This is a genomic window from Larkinella fluvii, from assembly GCF_051857545.1.
In the GTDB taxonomy this organism is placed as follows: domain Bacteria; phylum Bacteroidota; class Bacteroidia; order Cytophagales; family Spirosomataceae; genus Larkinella.
In genome coordinates, this window is record NZ_JBPZHB010000003.1 from 437044 (window position 1) to 456701 (window position 19658).

General features: G+C 50.8%; 11 protein-coding genes. All 11 read left to right on the top strand.

Annotation, left to right across the window (positions count from 1 at the left end; all coding sequences use genetic code 11):
• The first annotated feature begins 289 nt into the window (after positions 1-289).
• The 11 genes from ACS5NO_RS09210 (at position 290) to xrtN (ending at position 19531) form a co-directional block, all read left to right on the top strand.
• The gene (locus ACS5NO_RS09210) at positions 290-535 is read left to right on the top strand and encodes a hypothetical protein (protein WP_439414867.1); all 246 of its coding nucleotides are present in this window, start codon (positions 290-292) and stop codon (positions 533-535) included.
• Complete coding sequence (locus ACS5NO_RS09215) at positions 532-2919, top strand: hypothetical protein (RefSeq protein ID WP_439414868.1); 2388 nt, start codon at positions 532-534, stop codon at positions 2917-2919. Before ACS5NO_RS09210 ends, ACS5NO_RS09215 begins: the two co-directional genes overlap by 4 nt.
• Positions 2916-3599: a hypothetical protein gene (locus ACS5NO_RS09220; RefSeq protein WP_439414869.1), complete on the top strand. Its 684-nt coding sequence runs from the start codon at positions 2916-2918 to the stop codon at positions 3597-3599. Before ACS5NO_RS09215 ends, ACS5NO_RS09220 begins: the two co-directional genes overlap by 4 nt.
• 197 nt (positions 3600-3796) lie before the next feature.
• Positions 3797-5614, top strand: a complete 1818-nt coding sequence (locus tag ACS5NO_RS09225; RefSeq protein WP_439414870.1) for a hypothetical protein — start codon at positions 3797-3799, stop codon at positions 5612-5614.
• Complete coding sequence (locus tag ACS5NO_RS09230; protein ID WP_439414871.1) at positions 5611-6303, top strand: hypothetical protein; 693 nt, start codon at positions 5611-5613, stop codon at positions 6301-6303. The genes ACS5NO_RS09225 and ACS5NO_RS09230 overlap by 4 nt, the downstream gene beginning before the upstream one ends.
• A gap of 89 nt (positions 6304-6392) precedes the next feature.
• On the top strand, positions 6393-6854 hold the full coding sequence (locus ACS5NO_RS09235) for a hypothetical protein (RefSeq protein ID WP_439414872.1): 462 nt from the start codon (positions 6393-6395) through the stop codon (positions 6852-6854).
• 37 nt (positions 6855-6891) lie between these two features.
• Positions 6892-7341 (top strand): hypothetical protein, encoded by a 450-nt coding sequence (locus ACS5NO_RS09240; protein ID WP_439414873.1) that lies wholly within the window; start codon positions 6892-6894, stop codon positions 7339-7341.
• A 52-nt stretch (positions 7342-7393) separates the two neighbouring features.
• The gene (locus ACS5NO_RS09245; protein WP_439414874.1) at positions 7394-10681 is read left to right on the top strand and encodes a hypothetical protein; all 3288 of its coding nucleotides are present in this window, start codon (positions 7394-7396) and stop codon (positions 10679-10681) included.
• Between the two features lie 18 nt (positions 10682-10699).
• A complete protein-coding gene (locus ACS5NO_RS09250; RefSeq protein ID WP_439414875.1) occupies positions 10700-15607 on the top strand; it encodes a putative Ig domain-containing protein in 4908 nt (1635 codons plus the stop codon).
• Positions 15608-15840: 233 nt separating this feature from the next.
• Positions 15841-18483 carry an XrtN-dependent VIT domain-containing protein gene (locus ACS5NO_RS09255; RefSeq protein WP_439414876.1) on the top strand — a complete coding sequence of 881 codons (2643 nt, stop codon included), beginning with the start codon at positions 15841-15843 and terminating at the stop codon, positions 18481-18483.
• The gene (xrtN, locus tag ACS5NO_RS09260; RefSeq protein ID WP_439414877.1) at positions 18470-19531 is read left to right on the top strand and encodes an exosortase N; all 1062 of its coding nucleotides are present in this window, start codon (positions 18470-18472) and stop codon (positions 19529-19531) included. Before ACS5NO_RS09255 ends, xrtN begins: the two co-directional genes overlap by 14 nt.
• Positions 19532-19658: the final 127 nt, after the last annotated feature.

Below are 19658 nucleotides of genomic sequence, written 5' to 3' on the forward strand. Positions count from 1 at the left end.
ATTGCTTTTTAGTTTTTGGATATATTTATAAGGAGTATAGGTATAAAAAATTGTTATAGATGGAATAAAATTTAAGAAAAATAATTAAAATTTAAAACTATTTACAACGTTAATCATAATAATTTACCTATTTTTGATTTTAATTGTCGCATTTTGAAAAAAACCGGATTAGCAACGGCTAATCCACCCGTTCTTTGACATTCTGAACGACAAAATAAAAGCAGCAACTGGTCACAGTGCGGTTTTATAAAACCGCACCGTTTTCCTAAATCTGTTAACTAAACTGACCTTGGTTTTCACGGCCCGCTGCCTGTCCGGCAGTTGCCAAAGCCCCACCGCTTCGGTAACCGTGCAACGGATTACGGTTCCGGCCCCCATCATCCGCACCAACGGGACCGCCTTGTGTCAGGGTGACACCCTGCAACTGGATGCCGACGGCTGTGAAGGACTGGTGCGGTGGTCGAACGGGATGACGGGCAACCGCATCCGGTTTGTACCAATGGCCAAACGACCTACTCGGCGACCTGCGTGGTGAGCAACGTGGTCAGTGAGGCTTCCAATGCCATCGGGATTTTGGTGCAAACTGCGCCCACCGGTGCCAGTGCCACGACCGGCCAAACCCCCTACACCACGGGTCAAACCATCAGCCTGAGCGCGACGGCTACGGGAGCTACCCGTTACGAATGGAGCGGTCCTGGCGGTTTTATGGCTACGGGCCAGTCAGTGAACCGCCCGAATGCGACCGTGGGCATGGGTGGTTTGTACATGGTTCGGGCGTATAGCGGAGCCGCTTGTGCGGCCGTGGCTTCCGTTTCGGTGACGGTACAACCGTCGGTGAATTGTACCCTGGCGTTCGATGGCGAACCGCTGGCGGACTGTGACTTTTCGGCGGCTGACACCACGCGCCGGGGCCGGATTACGGTGAAGGTGAAGAACGCCAATGCCAGCGGGCAGCTACAGATTGCACTCTACCAGCCGGTGGTGAACGGTGGCCAAACGAGCTATCAACTGACGTCGATTTTGCCCAACAGTCCGGCGGTATTTACGGGTTTGAAAGAGGGGACGTACCGGATCGATGCCTACGAAGTAACGGGGATCGACACCTGCCGGGCGGGAAGCCGACTGGTGACGGTCGACTGTGACACGACGGTTTCGGGCTGCAACATCCGCATCAAGGCCGTCGACAGTCAGAATACCGAAACCGATGTGATGCCACGGGTGGGCGGTGCGTTGCAACCGTTGCTGCTGTCAGTGGAGCATCTGGAAGGGGCTTCGCTGGCGGGTTACCAGTATCAATGGAGTCGCACCAGTGGAACGAGTGCTGCTGTTAGCTTGGGCACCTCACCAACCTTGTCAGCGACGGCGATTGGGGAATATGCGGTGAAGCTGATGAGTGGGACGGACACCTGTACGGCCTATTTAACGGTTCGCAGCAAACCGTGTACACCCCGGACACACACGTACGCCTGTGGCACGACGCCCGCGGCGATTCCGCTGCCTGACAACGGGAGCCGGTTAAGCAACCTGGCTCCGGGCGACACGATCCGGGCGGCTGATTTCGACATCATCGTAACGGAGGTGAGGGGTGGCGGTTCGGAAGGCTGGAATGGGGTGGGGTACACGGAGATTCCGTATTTGCAGGGCTCGAAGATTGCCATCGAGTTGACCGGGGTGGTGGTTAATGACTGCTATGAGTTGGTGGGAGGGACAGCGGTGTCGGCGTATGATCCGGGGTGGACAGAGGTTAAACCTATTGACAAGTTGGTGACCAATGCCGTCACTACCATAAAAGATCTTTTAGCGGTTTATACACCCAATGATAAAGCCAAACTGAAAGAATATACGGATAAGCTGGACGAGGTAAAGCAAGCTTATCTGAAAGATGACGGCATTCCCCAGGAAGCCAAAGAGGCTATTGTTCATAACACAACCATTATTCAAGCAAAATTGAATGAATTAGTATCTTGCGATTCTTTATCAACTTCTCCCAATGGTAGAAGAGCCGCTACTACCTGTCCAAATCCTCAGGATCTTATTGCTATAATGAATGAAGGTCTTCCTGAACCAAGTATTGATCCGCAAAAAAGGACAATCGAATTTGGTTCATATCAATGGGAAAGAGAAGAGAACCGTGAGGAGATAGCAAATAAAACTCACACCCAAGAAGCCAGAGTATCAATGGAACAATTGATACGTAGTAAGGGATCACTAGATAATTGGAATACTTATATAAACTTTACCCCAGAGTTTATCCGAAAAATTTACGAAAATGGCCTTTTAATTGACGGAATTTTGGGATTAGGAGTGAGAAATATACTTTCGACAGCTTCGGAAAACAGAATTATTGGTAATTTTTATAGTGGAAAACAGGCAGAAGTTGCCTTTGAAATAGGTGATCCGGTTTCCAATAAATTAATAGAATACTATGAGCAGAACCTTAATCATGCTTATCACCCATATATTGATCAATTTATTGCTAGAATTACACCATATATTAAAGCTGGAAAATTTGACAAATTAACTGGAAAATTCGTCTTTGATAAAGAAAATATAGAAGGAGCTATTGGAAAGCCAGGTTTTAGTATACTTTCTGAAATTCCCTTCTATGATTTCTATGGCATTATGGGAGGTACTCAGAAAATAAGAGTAGAAATGGAATTGAAAACGATTACTTGCAATAGTAGCAGTTCTGGATTTAATTTAAAGCCCGTTAATTATACAACTCAAATACTAAATGCCACCTTCCAAATTATGGATTGGTACGGGGCTGATCTTGACGATATCGCTGGGACTTCTATTAAGAAAGATTTTAGTGAAAGCTTAAAAGCGCTTTTTATGCTACAGCATTATTGGGGTACTGGACATCCTTTCCCGACTAGAATTTCGGCTAAATTGATAAATGAATTTACTATACGATGAAGTCAATAATTATTGCTATTTTTATGCTCATTCTTGTGACATCATACACAGTTTACAAGCTAAATAAAGCTGATTGTAAACCTTGTGAAGACGAACATATGTATGTCATGGAAGCATGTGTGCCTATTACTAGTAATGTATACAGGCACCTTAATTGTTTTTGTGATGGCCTTCAAGATTGGAAACGGCTTAGTCAAATTATTCGTGGACTCAATTATTATAGAGGTATTTATGGCGAGAAATATCCGACAAGCATATTTGGAACGAAGGATATATCTTGTAGTGATGACGAATTGCAGGTTGATGTATTTGAAGATGAAGAGGTTTTTCTCTACATCATACAGGATACATCCAAAATTGTTCATGCTGGGGCGTTGAAAGCATTATTTATAAATGCTATTTTGCCTTCTGATCATTTCATAAATATCCTGGATGTTGGTAAAGAAAACAGGACAGTAACTCAAAACTTAAAAAAGACTACTGTTCAATATCACTTGAATTATGATGAAATAAATAGCAAATCTCTAATCAAATTCCAACAAGCCATTCATCATGATTCTTCCTATCAAAAGAGATTTAAAAATGTGGAATACCAATTAGTCAATAAGGAAACCCGCAGACATGATGCCAGTATTCGCTACGAAGATTTTGGTGAGCGGTTTTATCTGGATGTGTTTTAGAGAAAATAATGAGTATTGTTAAATTTTAGTTGCAGTTAAAATACAAACAGATTAATTTTAAGATTGTTTGTAAAAGCAAAAAACGAAATAATATTTTGCTGAAAACTCTAAATTGACGACAAATCCAATTCATATACCGTGGCAGGTATTGATCATAAAACCGCCCTAACAAGCCGGATTGGCAACGGCTGGTCCACTTGTTCTTTGACATTCTGAACGACAAAAATAAAAGCAGAAGGCTGGTGACGGTCGATTGCGATACGACGGTTTCGGGCTGCAACCTCCGCATCAAGGCCGTCGACAGTCAGGAGACGGAAACCGATGTGATGCCACGGGTAGGCGGGGTTTTGCAACCGCTGACGCTATCGGTGGAACACCTGGAAGGGGCATCGCTGGCGGGTTACCAGTATCAATGGACGCGCACCAGTGGAACGAGTGCGGCTGTTAGCTTGGGCACCTCACCAACCTTGTCGGCGACGGCGATTGGAGAATACGCCGTGAAGCTGATGAGTGGGACGGACACCTGTACGGCTTACCTGACGGTTCGCAGCAAACCGTGTAAGTCCCGCACGCACACGTACGCCTGTGGCACGACGCCCGCCATTCCGCTGCCCGACAATGGCAGCCGATTGAGCAACCTGGCGCCGGGCGACCCGATCCGGGCGGCCGATTTCGACATCATCGTGACGGAGGTGTCCGGTGGCGGTTCGGAAGGCTGGAATGGGGTGGAGTATACGGAGATTCCGTATTTGCAAGGCTCCCGGATTGCCATTGAGCTGACCGGGGTGGTGGTGAATGAGTGCTATGAGTTGATGGGGGGAACGGCCCAGTCGGCGTATGATCCGAAATGGACGGAAGTTAAGCCTATTGATGAAGTAGTGACAAATGTCGTCACGGCCATAAAAGATTTATTAGCAGTTTATACTCCTAATGACAAGACTAAATTGAAAGAATATACGAAAAAGCTTGATGAAGTGAAGCAGGCTTATCAGGAGGATGACGGAATTCCGCAGGAAGCTAAAGAGGCTATTATTCATAATACGAATATCATTCAAGCTAAATTGAATGAATTAGTATCTTGTGATTCTTTATCAAATTCTCCCAATGGTAGACGAGCCGCTACTACCTGTCCGAATCCTCAGGATCTCATTTCCTTAATTAACGCAGGGCTTCCCGAACCAACTGGGGATGGAGATACGCAAAAAAGGACAATCGAATTTGGTACATTTCAATGGGATGGAAATCCGAATGAGATATCAAATAAGACGCACACGCAATCGAATAAATTACAAATACAACAATTAATAGCCAGCACGGGAGAGTTAAATGATTGGAATAGATATTTGGTTTATCCTCAAGGCTTTACTCGCTCAATCTATGAAAACGGATTTATGATTGATGGTGCTTTGGGAGTTCGAGATGTACTTTCCACAGATTCGGAGAGCAGGATTATTGATAATTATTACAGTGGGAAGCAATCAGAAATTGCATTTGAAATAGGTGATCCAGTTTCCAATAAATTGATAGAATATTATGAAGATCCTTTTCATTCTTATATTGATCAATTTATTGCCAGGATTACATCAAAGATAAAAGAGGGGAAATTTAATCAATTGAACGGTGATTTCGTCTTTGATAATCGGGGAGGAGCTAGTGGTATTGGCCTTCCAGATTTTAGTAATATTTCTGAAATTCCTTTCTATGACTTCTATGGTATCATGGGAGGTACACAGAAAATTAAAGTAGAGATGGAATTGAGGACGATTAAATACGAAAATGCCAGTATTGATTTTAATATGAAAACATTTAATTATACGACTCAAAAATTAAATGCCACTTTCCATATTATGGACTGGTATGGTGCAGATGAAGCCGATATTAATGGGAATTCTGTGGTAAAATCGATGAGTGAAAGTTTAAAAGCTTTTTTTAGGTTGCAACATTATTGGGGTGTTGGACATCCTTTTCAAACAAGAATTTCAGCTAAATTGATAAGCGAGATCACAATTCGATGAAAATAAAGAGGATCGCCATATTTGTGCTTATCATTTCAGCATCTTATGGGCTATTTAGAATAAATCAAGTTGCTTGCAAGACTTGCGAAAATAACAATATACAAGTAATAAACTCATGCGCTCCCGTTAGGAGTGCCTATAAAGCAGTATACCGATGCTTGAATTGCTTTTGTGATATTCACCAAGATTGGAAAAAGATTAGTGAATTAATTCGCCGTATCGATTATTTTAGAGGAGGGGTTACAGGGGAAATATACCCGACTAGTATAGTAGGAATTAAAAAAATAGCTTGTAGCGACGATGAGCTACAATATGATGTATTTGATGATGATGAAGTTTTTCTTTATATAGACCAAGATACTTCTAAAAATATTTATGATGGGGCTTTAAAGGCAATGTCTATAAATAATATGATGGCTAACTATATTATTGGAGCATTAGATGTTGGTAAAGAAAACAGGACTTTAATACACAATTCAGAAAAAGCCACCGTTCGATACAACCTAGATTATAGTGAACTAAACAGTAAATCTCTAATCAAATTTCAACAAGCCATTCATTATGATTCTTCCTATCAAAAGAAATTTAAAAATGTGGAATACCAATTAGTCAATAAAGAAACCCGCAGATATGATGCCAGTATTCGCTACGAAGATTTTGGTGAGCGGTTTTATCTGGATGTGTTTTAAAGGCGTTATATCAACTCATAATTACAAGTAAACAGGAAGAATAATGAAAAATTTAACTCATTTAAAATGTTTGCACAAGCAATAATTGTATGAAATCCATCACCTTACGCTTTCAATTTCTACCGGTTCTGTTAATACTGCTGACCGTCGAGCTTGCCGGATGTAACAAGAACAGCGACGATCCCGAACCCATCACCACTTCCAGCATCGGCAAATACGCTGGTAAGATGGTTACGACGGGTGGCTTGACGAATCAGGGGTCTGCCATTGTCCAGACCATGGCCATCACCGTTGAAATGACGGCAGGGAGCAAAGAAAACGAAGTCAGGTGGAAAATTATCGGCCCTTTCGGTGATTACAATGATCCGCTGACGGCAACGATAGACGGCACCAAATTCACGACACAAAGCCAGAAACTTACGTATGGCCCGGGAGATGAGGTGGTTTTCGAAGGAACGGGCACCCTCATCGGACAGCAACTCACGGTTATGCTCCGGGAGGACGATGGTCAGGGACAATACACCCACGAAATTACAGCGACCCGAAAATAAGTCAATTTTATTCAATCCATACACCAATCAAATGCACATGAAAACGTCTGCACCATTTTTCCACTTCTGCCTGAAAACGATTGTACCGGTTTTGATTCTGCTCAGTTTTTCGGCTTGTAAAAACGACAGCGATGACCCACAGGTTCCGACAAGCGCCTTTGTCGGAACCTATACGGGCAAAATGGTGGCAACAGGCCAACTCATGGATTTTGAGTTAGACCCCATCGACGTCGAAATTCAGGCCGGCAGCAAATCCAATGAAGTAAAAATAAAATTTGACTTTGGTTTGGATGAGGCTGATTTTTTGCCGGCTACGGTGAGTGGAAACACCATTACCCTGGCGAAACACACCATCAAGGACGATTTTGGAACAATGACCTCCGAGGGAAGCGGTACTTTGTCGGGTAAGCTGCTAACGCTGAACGTAAAACAGACGGACGACACCGGTGCCAGCAGCAATATCCAGATTACTGCAACTAAAAAATGATGCTTCGTGGCCGGACAGTCCTACAGTCCGGTTTCTTTTAATCCGGTTTCTTATGAAAAGATCGTTAACGGTTGTTTGCCAGACCGTCCTGGGGCTGCTTTTGCCACTTGGAATGCTCCTGAGCTTCCGGTCGGCCTATGCTGACAACCGGGACCGACCATCGGATACCGATCCGGCCCGACCGGCAACGGCTTCAAGCCCGTTGCTTCCGGCTGGGACCACAACAGCCCTTGTCAAACTTAACACCAACAGCACCGCACTTTCGACCGCCACTACGGCGGGCTTGGAACATGCGCTACAGCGGGCACTGACCCACTCGCCGAAAAAAACGAGTAGCCGGGTTTTATCAAACCAGAATGCCTTGATAGAACCGAAATTGGCAGCCGCCACCTCGGCTGAGCGCGATTCAGCGGCTTCGCTGTTTCGCTATTTAGACAGCCGCAATGGCTACGTGGAGGAGTTGACAATGCAGGATTTAACGGTATTACCGGTCGGTCTCAAAAAGCAGATCGGCAACCGCACCGTCGAACTGGGTATTCTGAAAGTAAAGTTTTTTCCCCAACATGCGGAACTGACGGTTTTTGCCCGGATTAAGGCTTCGATGCCCGATCCGTATTCGGGTGTCAATGAGCGCGAATTGTTTTTCGGGGCCGATCAGGTGCATTTTACGCGCGACGGTGGATTGACGGGTGATTTTAAGCTGGTGCTGCTGGGTGATTACATTGTCCCGATGGGCAATATGACTTTGCGGCTGCGGGGTGGGTTGAACCGTCTCACGGGGGCAACGGAAGATTTGACATATGCAACGTTTAATTGTGGCGGTTTGGTCGGGTTAGGTGTAGTCGGTGAAGTGCTGTTTCCCCGGAGTATGCTGGTACCCATCGAACCGGTGACCGGCGGGGTTATTGGTTCCGGGCAGGTGATGGGCACCTTTCAGGTGAGTGCCCCGGATTTTAGCGACCTGATCGCGAAGGTCGACATCGCGCCCTTTGCCGTGACGGGCTACGAACAATTCGGCTTCCAGTTGACGCAGGCGGTTTTAGACCTCAGTGAAAAACGAAACGACAACGCCGTTTTGTTTCCGCCGGATTATTTCAACGATCCTCAAAACAGCTTGCCGGATGGCTCCGATCCCGGCACCTGGAAGGGCGTTTATATTCAGCAGTTTCGGCTCATTCTACCTCCCGAGTTTAAAACCCGGAGTGGGGGCTCGGAGCGCATTTCCATCGAAGCGACTAATCTGCTCTATGATCGGCAAGGTTTAACCGCCCGGGTAGCCGTCAATAACCCCCTGAACGGTGAGCCGCTATCCGCATCGGGTTGGGCCATGACGCTGGATCGGTTTGAACTGGCGTTTGAGAAACATAAACTCGTTGGCGGAGCTTTTCAAGGACAACTGACATTGCCCATTGCGCCTACCACACCCGTAGGCTACCGGGGTGAAATTACGAAGAATGCCAACTATGGGCTTGAAGTTTTTGCGGTCGAATCACTCAAATTTCCACTCTGGCGGGCCACGGCGACACTTCAGCCGTCATCACGGATTGAATTGAAAGTTGTCAACGGAACCTTTAAACCCCGGGCGACCCTCCACGGTAGCCTGGGGATTTATGCCATGAAGAATGGCTCCGAAGCCACGGAGGGCGCTGCAACGCTCCAATTCAAGGGGATTACGTTCGAGAATCTGGTGCTGCAAACCGATGCACCCCGGCTGACAGTCGGTGCTTTGGGTTATCAAAACGATCAGAAACTGGCCGGTTTTTCGATCACAGTCAGTGAATTGCGGGTGGCTGCGGCACCGGCCGACAGCGGAGACGCCACCCTCTATTTGCAAGTTCGGGTCAACCTGATGAAGGAAACCTTTGGCGCCACGGCGGGTGTGACGGCTTACGGCAAATTTGTGGAAAATAACGGCATCCACGAATGGAACAACAACGGAATTACCCTGTCGGACTTCTGCATCAAAGGGACGGTAAGCAACCTTACCCTGGCGGGTTGCGTCAGCCTTTTCGAAAATGATGCGGTATATGGCAAGGGGTTTCGGGGATCAGTTAGCCTGGGCGTAAGTAAACTCGCTCAGGATGGGAGTTCCAACAAAATGAAATTCACCGCCGAGGCCCTGTTTGGGGCCAAAGAAGCATACCGGTACTGGTATGCAATGGGGGGCACAACGTTCAGTCCCGCCATCCCGTTGGCGGGGCCACTGGAAATGAACGCCATTTATGCCGGAGCGTATCACCACATGCGTCCACAGGTGCTGGGGGCGATGGGTAGCGCACTCAGTTACGAACCAACTGAAAGCATTCAACTGGGTTTTAAAGCTGTGATGGGCCTGGTGGCGGCAAAAAAAGCCTTTACAGGTCAGGCTGGCGTGGAGATTATCTTCAATCAAAATTGGGGGCTTAACTCGGTTGGGTTCTTCGGAGAAGGGGTCTTTACCGGGACGGTATCCGTCAATATTCCGGGGGCAAACAAACTGAAAACGATGGTGCTCAATACCGGAAAGGTATTGACTGGCGAAGTATTTTCTCAGGAAATGCTGGAAAAGAAAGCCAAACAGGAATTCGGAGCCACCGAGGGGAACGCCTTGGGCAGTATTCAGGGCCGGGTCGCTTTGCTACTAGATTTTGAGCACCATACCTTCCACGGCGATGCGGAGGTTTTTGTCAACGCAGGTGGGCTATTGCGCGGAACCGGAGCGAATAACCGGGCCGGTTGGATGGTCATGCACTTTGATGAAAACGAATGGTATTGTCATCTGGGTCATCCGGATAAAAGCCGGCGAATTGGACTGCTAATGCACCTGGGGCCACAAATCCGCATCGATGGCTACCTGATGATCGGGCACCGGATTCCTGGTATGCCCCCTCCACCGGCGGAAGTGCTTCAGAAGCTCCGGAATGATCCAGCCCTCCAAACCGACCGGCCGGCTAGTGCGGAGGCCGATGCGGTGCTGGGGAAAGGGTTCGTCTTTGGAGCCAGTCTATCACTGGATTGGCGCATTCGCTTGTGGATACCGTATCTGAATCTAACTGCCCGAGCCGGATTTGATATGCTGTTGAAAGAGTTCAATGCGCCGTTCTGCGGGGGGCGAACCACCATCGGCAGTAACAACTGGTACGGTCGGGGACAGATCTACGCCTTTCTGCAGGGCGAAGCCGGAGTCTATATTTTCGGAAAACGACCTTTGATTACGGTTTCGGCAGCGGCTCTGCTGGAAGCTGGCTTGCCGAATCCGGCCTGGCTGGATGGGCGACTGGCACTGGGGTTAAAACTGGGCCGGAAATTTAACCAAACCGTACGCTTTAACCTGGAAATGGGCAGTCAATGCCGCCAATAAGTTTGCCATTGTAATCCTATGAAACGCATTCTAATCGGTCTTCTCATTGGGTATTGGGTGAGTTGTTTTTCAACGCTGGCCCAAGGCCAGGTAGTCAACGTGGTGGCACGGGCTAAACCGGCCGGACACATTCTGCTGCGGTGGGTGCCGGGCGATGAAACCGTCTGGCAGCAGGGGAATCAGTCGGGTTACCTCATCGAGCGGACGACGCTGAAACGCAATGGCGTTTTGCTGGCAACACCCGAGACGGTCAACCTGACGCCCCAACCGCTGAAACCGACGGTCACGGCCCAGTGGCAACCGTACCTGCAGCCCGATAGTCTCGCTCACCAGGCGTTGCACGAAGCCCTGTATGCCCCCGACCCAACGATTCCGGCGGATACGACCAATCAACTGACCGTCAGTCAGGACAGCACAACGGCCTCCGAACAGCGCTATTTCTTCGCGATGGTCGCGGCTGATCAGCGTTATTCGGCCGCCCGTCTGGCTGCGCTGGGTTTTACCGATCAAACCGCCCAGATGGGGGAGCAATACCGCTACCGGATTCGGGTGGCGGGTCAGTCGGGAATTACGCCGGGTGACGTGGTCATAGGGCTGTCGGATGCATTGCCCTTGCTGCCGATTGCCAGACCCGTCCTTCGGTTTGAACCGCAACAAGCAGTGTTGCAATGGCCTGCGGATACGACCGTACGGGGTTTTAACAGTTACTGGGTCGAACGGTCTACCGACGGTCAGACCTTTGCGGGGCGCAATGCCTTGCCGCTGTTGAGTGACGGAGCGGAACAGGACACCATCAGCTATCAGGATAGTTTGCCTAAAAAACGACAAGTTTTTTATTACCGGCTCCGCGGGAAAACCATCTTCGATGAGTGGGGCTATTCGCCGGTGGTTTTTGGGCAATCGAAGTCGCCGGTTTCGTACAGTCCTCGAATCACGCAGGCCACCATTCCGTCGGTGGGAACCCTGGAAGTCCACTGGCGGTTTCCGGCAGACACGCTACTGCCGCGAGTCGACACCCTGATTCAGAACTTTTGGATCGGAGCGTCCCCGACGGCAGATGGCGCCCCCGTACGGCTGAAAGTCAATATTGCCCCGACAGATACCAGCACAACCATCAGCCAGTACGGACAAAAAATAGCAGTCAATGGTCCTCAGTACATTACGGTGGTTGCGATGAGTCTGGATGGCGATACCTTGCGGTCGTATCCGGTTTTGGTCCAACCCGCCGATTCATTACCCCCCGCCATTCCGACCGGTTTGCGGGGGACCATCGATTTGCTGGGGCGGGTTCAAATCCAATGGAATCCCAATACCGAGCCTGATTTACTCGGCTATAAAATCTTCAGTACCGAACGGGAAGGTGACGAACCCGCGTCCCGTAACGGCGAACCGTTTCCGGCGGCAAGTTGGGCCGACACGGTCGCTCTGAATCAGTTAAACCGGGACTTGCTTTATTATGTGCAGGCCGTCGATCAGCAATTCAATCAGTCGGCCTTGTCACTTCCGCTCAAGCTGACTCGACCCGACACCTTACGACCGGCTTCTCCCTGGATAAAAAGCTACGAACGAACCGATGCCGGAGTCAATCTTCGCTGGGCCAATAGTGCCAGTTCCGACGTGGTTCGGCATACGCTGTACCGAAAGGCACTGACGGGTGCCGACACCACCTGGCAGGTCGTCCGTGTTTTCACGGCGGGTGATACCACTTACCGGGATGAACCATTGGTGGCTCCGGGCGATTACGCCTACAATATCGTAGCGGAGGATGCGGGGAAATTACAATCCCTTCCGCTGGAACCGCTGCTGGTGAGTCTGGCGGCCCGTAGCTCCGTTCACCCACCGATGACGGTCTTGAACGCAGCCGGAGAAGCGGGCCGGAACGCTGTTCGGCTTGACTGGCGTTATACCGATCCAACCGTGGTAAAATATGAACTTTATCGCGCCGAAGGAACATCCTCTTTGGCTCCCTGGCAATTTATCTCAGCACCCCAAACCACCACTTGGGACGAGCGGGTAAAAGCGGATTCAACCTATCAATATGCCATTCGGGCGATTTTTCGGGACGGCTCGGTCACTGGCTGGCAATCCCAAACCCTGGTTTACCATGCTACCGATACGCTGACCAATCAAGCCCCCATCGTGGCGTCGACGCTGCCGGATCAACGGGTGAATCAGGGCGAAGCGGTAAACTGGAGCATTCCGCCCGGCACCTTTACCGATCCGGACGGGACCATTACCCAGGTCGGGATCGTTGCCGCTGGATTGCCAACCGGATTGATCGCCAGCGGCACGACACTCAGCGGACAGCCGACCCAAACCGGAACGTATACCCTAACGGTTCGCGCCGAAGACAACGGGGGTCTGGCAACCTCGGCGACCTTTCAACTCCGGGTCAATGCCCGGCCTGTTCTGCGCCTGGATTCATTGGTTCAGGTGGTGACGGTAGGAAAACCGTTCTCCTATTCGTTAGCAACGGATGTAGTTACGGACACTGATGGTCAGGTCACTGAACTAGGCTGGGAATCGGGTGATTTTCCGGCCGGTGTGCAACTCAGCGGATTAACATTGACCGGCACGCTGGCAACCTCCGGCCGGTTTCCAATCCGAATCCGGGCGTTGGATAATGATGGCGCACTAACAATCGATACCCTGGTGTTGGTAGCCAATCAGCCCCCCCTTGTCATAACGACACCGGCCAGCCAAACGGCGCTTTGGAAAGAACCGTATCGATACGTCGTTTCCGGTTCAGTATTCCGGGATGACGATGGATCGATTGTATCGGTCGTTGTGCTCGCTGATAGCCTGCCTCCCGGACTAGCAGCCTCTGGGCCACGGCTGGAGGGCGTTCCTACACAACCAGGTCAGTACCCGATTCGTTTGGTGGCCACGGATAATCGGGGTGCCAGCACGGAAGTGCAGTGGACATTGACCATCGGTGACGCTCCGAATCAGCCTCCGGTGGTGGACACGCCACTGCAAGTTTTGTTGGTAACTGCTGGCGAAACCCTGAATTACACCATTCCGGCCACGACCTTCTACGATCCGGACGGCCCGATTACCTCCATCACGATCACCGGTACATTGCCGGCTGGTCTTTCGGCAGTGGGCGGTCAACTCAGCGGTATTCCAACCGTTTCCGGCAGTACGACACTGACCGTGACGGCTACGGACGCTGCGGGCAGTGCTGTTTCTACGAGTTGGGTCATTACGGTCATCAACACAACGCAAACGCCCATCATTACCGGCAGTACAACCCTTTGTTCAGGTCAATCCACGATTCTAACAGCCACGAATTGCGGAGGAACCATCAACTGGTCGACGGGAGCATCGGGTAATTCTATTACGGTTAGTCCCGCTGTTACCACTACCTATACGGCAACCTGCACGGCAGGTGGCGTGGCCGGATCGTCTTCTGGTCCGGTGGTGGTTACGGTACAGGCCGCGCTCACGATCACGGCGGCCAGCAACAGCCCGGTAACCGTCGGGCAACCGATCAGTTTATCCGCGATAGCCCCGGCCGGAACCCTTTTGCAATGGAGTGGCCCCAACGGCTTTGTGGCTACCGGCGCATCCGTAAGCATTCCGGTTGCCGGTACGATTCACGGGGGTAATTATAGCGTGACAGCCACCACCGGTGTTTGTTCGACTAGCGCGATGGCAACGGTTATCATTTCTGGCAGTACCTCATTCAGCGTATGCATTGAAGCAGAGGATGCTACTTTGACTACCGGTACTGGAACCATTACAACGGACGCAGCGGCATCGCAGAGCAAGTTTATCGGGAATTACAGCAACAGCAGCACCAACCGGCGGTTTACCTTTTCGAACCTTCCGCTGGCGGGCTCTTACCAGCTTCAAATCCGCTACCTGACACCGGAAGCCGCTCCACAAGCCACCTTATTGATTAACGAAGGAATCGGCACCATTACATTACCGCAAAGTAGTACAACCTGGTCCGGTGGTTTCCGTGTGCATAGTTCTCCGAGGACATTTAAATTGGGGGAAAACAGCATTCGTATTCAGGGGAATGGCACCGGCAGTTTTGCGCTGGATCAGGTCTGTCTGGTTCGCTGCAACACGCCGTCGGCACCAACGCTGACCAGTGCCACGGTTTGTGCGGGTCAATCCGCTACCCTGGTGGCGAGTGGTTGCGAGGGTTCGGTTGTCTGGAATACGGGCGCAACCACAACTTCTTTCGTGATCAGTCCCGCAGCTACGACTACCTACACCGCGACTTGTCAGGTTAGTGGCGGATGCGTTAGTTTACCCGCAATCACAACGGTTATTGTCAATCCATCGGTTACCCTTAATGCCGGAAGTAACAGTCCCGTTGTGACAGGGCAGCCGTTGTCACTGACCGCAACGGCTTCTGCGGGAGCTACGTATCGCTGGACTGGCCCCGGCGGTTTTACGTCGACTGCTCAGAATCCTACCATTCCGGGGGCTACTTCAGTCAATTCCGGTACGTATCAGGTGACGGCTTCCGTGGGGAGTTGTACGGCGGTAGCCAGTACATCCGTATTGATTTCGGCCAGCAGTTCCTACAGTGTGTGCATGGAAGCCGAAGACGCCACGTTGACGACCGGAACAGGCACCATCACGAATGATGCGGCTGCGTCGGGAGGTCAGCGAATAGGGAATTATAGTAATTCCAGTACGAACCGACGGTTTACACTCAATACCGTTCCTCTGGCCGGATCCTATCAGATTCAGATTCGGTATTACACAACGGCAACAGCAGCCCAGGCAGCCGTGCTGGTCAATGAACAGGGTGCCAGCATTACCACCCTAAGCAATTCGGGAGCGAACGGGTATTCTACGTATACCTTGACGAAGAATTTGAATCAAGGCACTAATTCGATCCGGATTCAGGGCAATGGAACCGGTTCATTTGCTTTGGATCGGGTATGTGTAGTCAAACCTTAACGTTTTCCGAATGACATCATTCCGGTCCTCTGTCTGGGGCGGGTGTTTGTAACCTATCCATTCATTCCTAAAGCGAAAAAGTCACGGCGCACACCGGCATCGTGACTTTTGCTTTAGATCTAATCTGTCTGTATGTGAGTCTTTTATGGTATGAGTTTAATTAAATTTCACTCAATAGTTGACAATTCTGTGCTTTTTACTTTGATTTACAAAGTACTTTTAAATATAGAAAAATGAGCACACCTGTAACACCCGTTACGAGCGAACCGGCCAAAACCGCTCCCGCTTTCCAGCCAACGGAACAACCCGGAGTGGTTCATCCGCTAACCGATCAAACGCCCTGGTGGTGGCTGGCTTTCCGGCAGCCGACCTTTCGCTGGGGACTCGGGTTTGTCGCGGTTTCGGCCACTCTCTTTGCCCTGTATGAGTATTACGTGGCCCGAAACGGATCACCCGCCCCGATGGCGGTATTTGTGTTTCATTACGGGCTTGCCATTGCCTACACCGCCTGGCTGCTGATGAAGAAGGAGTTGAGTGTGTATAAGCAGCCACCCCAGGGGCACCCGGCCCGTATGCTCATGCTGCTGTTGTGGCTGATCAGTGCCTACGCCCTGAACCGGGACATACCGGTGTTTCAGGAATCGGTTCCGTGGCTGAAAGTGATGTTGATTTTTGCAGGCTTTCTGATGATAGGTTCCACCTGGCTGGATGGTCTTTCGGTTCGGGGACAGCAGGCGTTGGTGTTTGGCCTGGCTTTGGTCTGGGGGCTATTCTTCTATCAAACGGTTTACGTCGCTCCGTATTACCACCTCGGACTTTTTGGAATCATCCTGCTGGGCATTGGCGGACATATTCTCGTTCCCCTGTTCATCACCATTGCGCTGGGCCGGCTTCTTCAACGAAGCTGGAATGAACACGAACACCGGCGTCCGGCCATCATCGCCGGTTTTTTCGTGCCACTCGTCGTTATCGCCTGGTTTTTATACCAATGGACGCAGATCGATACCCGAATTCGTTACGCATCGAACGCCATTACGGCCCGGAAAGACGACGAACTGCCGTCCTGGGTGTTGCTGGCGCAGCAACTTCCGAACGACTGGATTACGGAGCGGTATCTGAAAACCGGGTCGATCTACAGCCATCAGGGGAGCCGGATGAACAGTGTGTTTGGGCGGCAGGAAGAACTGAGACGGCACGACCCCCTGGTGTTTATCGCGTCGGCGTACCGAAAACCGGCCGAAGCCTGGAATCAGGATATGCAGAAACTCATCGGAACGCTGTATACCTCCCGGCACCAAACCGAAGAGCGGCTTCGGTCGGGCTCAAATCTGCGAACGACTAACGTGTTGACACAAGCCCGGATTTACCCCGAATACCGCCTGGCCTATGCCGAAAAAACGCTTCATATACAGAACGGTGGATCGTTATCGCAGGAAGCCTTGTACACGTTTCACCTGCCGCAGGGGGCGGTCGTTACCTCCTTGTCATTGTGGATCAATGGGCGGGAAGAAAAAGGAATTCTGACCACCAAAGCGAAAGCCGATACGGCCTACCGCACTATTGTTGGCGTTGAAAACCGCGACCCTGAGCGCGATCCGTCGGTGGTTCACTGGCGAGAAGGAAACCGCGTAACGGTGCGGGTGTTTCCGTGTCCGGTGGGCGACGCGCGGCAGGTTAAAATCGGCATCACCTCGCCCCTGCGGCTGGAAAACCGGCTGGTCGGGCCGCCCCAACTGGTGTATGAAAACGCCTGGTTTGAAGGCCCCGATGAACAGGGCGCCACCGAAACCGTAAAAATCGATTTTTCGCAGAAACCGCAAAATCCGTCGTGGCCGGACTTTCTGGAACCCGGCTTTTATGAAAAACCGGTCGAAAAACAACGGATCAGCGAGTCGAATTACCAGCGGTATTGGGAATTTCGCTTTGACGCGCCGAAGCTGGCAACGGGCGGTTTTCGGTTCGATGGGCATACATACCGCCTGCAACCCGCCCGGACAACCACCGAACGATTCAACCCGCAGGCCGTTTTTCTGGATCTGAATCAGGACTGGACGGAAACCGACATCGATGAAGTCCTGAAAATAGCCGAAAACCGCCCGGTCTGGGTGTATGACGAAGGCCTGGTTCAACTGACCAACGCCAACCGCGCCGAACTGACCGAACGACTTTTGCAACAGCGGTTTAGCGTGTTTCCGATCCATCAAATTCCCAATCCGGCTGCGGCCATGCTGGTGACGAAAGGCTCTGAAATTGGGCCACAACTGAGTGATCTGGCCGGAAGCCCCTACGCCGAAACGTTGAGGCAGCAGACCAGAAACCGCCCGGCCTTGCGAACGTTTTGTCTCTCCAAACCGTCGGATCTGGTGAAAACACTGAGCGAACTGGGTGTTCTTCAAACGGATTACGGTACGGTTTCGGAGCTACAAACGCTGGTGAAACAGAATCAGTTTATCCGGCAAACGGCGTCTGATCAATCGGTTTCGTTGCCGCAGTCAGGTGTCCGGATTACGCGAACGTCAGAGATAAATACAGAACCGTCAGCCGCTCAGGCACCCGATCATTTGTTTCGTTTGTATGCTTATAATCACTTGCTACACCAGTTGGGGACGCGGTATTTCGAGCCGGATTATGCGACGGACTCGCTCGTTGCCGAAGCGCAGCAAGCCAACATCGTTTCCCCGGTTTCGAGCCTGATTGTGTTGGAAACGCAGCAGGACTACGACCGGTTTGGAATCAAAAAATCAAAAGAGGGGCTGGACAATGCGACCCTGAAAAATACCGGCGCGGTTCCCGAACCGCACGAATGGGTTTTGCTGATCCTGGCCGTGGTGTGGGTTTTCTACCTCTGGCAAAAAGGCAGTTATGTGGGTCTTTGATCTGACTTTCCTCATCGGGCTGGCGTTGGCGGTTTATGTGCTGCTGACGCCAGCCCGACGCCGGTGGATGGCCGTGCTAGGCGGTCTGGCGATGGCATCGCCTGGTCTGCGCTGGCTGACGACGGTTTTCGGTTTTCCGATTCGTCTGCAACTGAGTGCGTGGGTCGTCGCGATTTTACAGATGCTGGGTGCCGATGCCACCGTGAGCGGCAATCTGATCCGGCTGAACGGCGTCGATTTTGCCGTCGATCCGGCCTGCATGGGGCTACAGATGACGGGTTTGTCGATGCTGGCGGGCTTATTTCTGGTCGTTCATTTGGAAAACCGCACGCGCACGCGGCTTTCGTTCGGCTGGCTGGTGCTGGTGGCAGTTGGAACGGGTGCACTCTTGGTTTTGACTAACCTGCTGCGGATTCTGGCCTTGGTCATCTTCCGGATTGCGCCCGAAGACCCGTTGCACGATCTGGTTGGTCTGGCGTGTCTATCCCTGTACCTGCTCGTTCCGTTGACCTGGGGCTTGCAGCGGCTTTATGAGCGGGCCGGAAAACCGTTGCCTGCGCATTCAGATCGGGTCTGGGTGCGGCTGGCAGCGATGTACGGCGTCGTGGGACTGGCCGGTTTTGGGATCATTCACCGGAGTCAGCCGGTTACACCGGTGGCGGTTGATGTTCCGTCCGGCTATGTTTCTCGCCAACTCGATCATGGGTTTACCCAATACAGCAAGACCGGGTCACTGGTGTACGTCAAACCGGTTCGGACGGCGTACAGTGCTGAACACAGCCCGCTGGTGTGCTGGAAAGGAAGCGGATATGTGTTCGGGGCCGTCGCGGAAAAAGTGATCGACGGCCACCGGATTTACGTCGGGTCGTTGCAGCGGGGGCGCGAACGGCTGTATACTGCCTGGTGGTTCACAAACGGCGTTCAGCAAACCATCGGCCAGTTCGATTTTCGCTGGCGGATGCTCCGGGGCGAACCGGCTTTTGCACTGGTGAACGTCACCGTAGCCCGGCCCGGCGACCTGGCGAAAACCGTCCGTGAGTGGTATTGAACGGTCTTTATCAGGAGTAGAATCTGATTCAAAGAAGAATGATACGAAAATAAGGGTAATAGGCGTATAATTGAATGTTTCTATGTTATAATTATTAGTAACTTTCTGATTGTAAGATAAAAAGCTG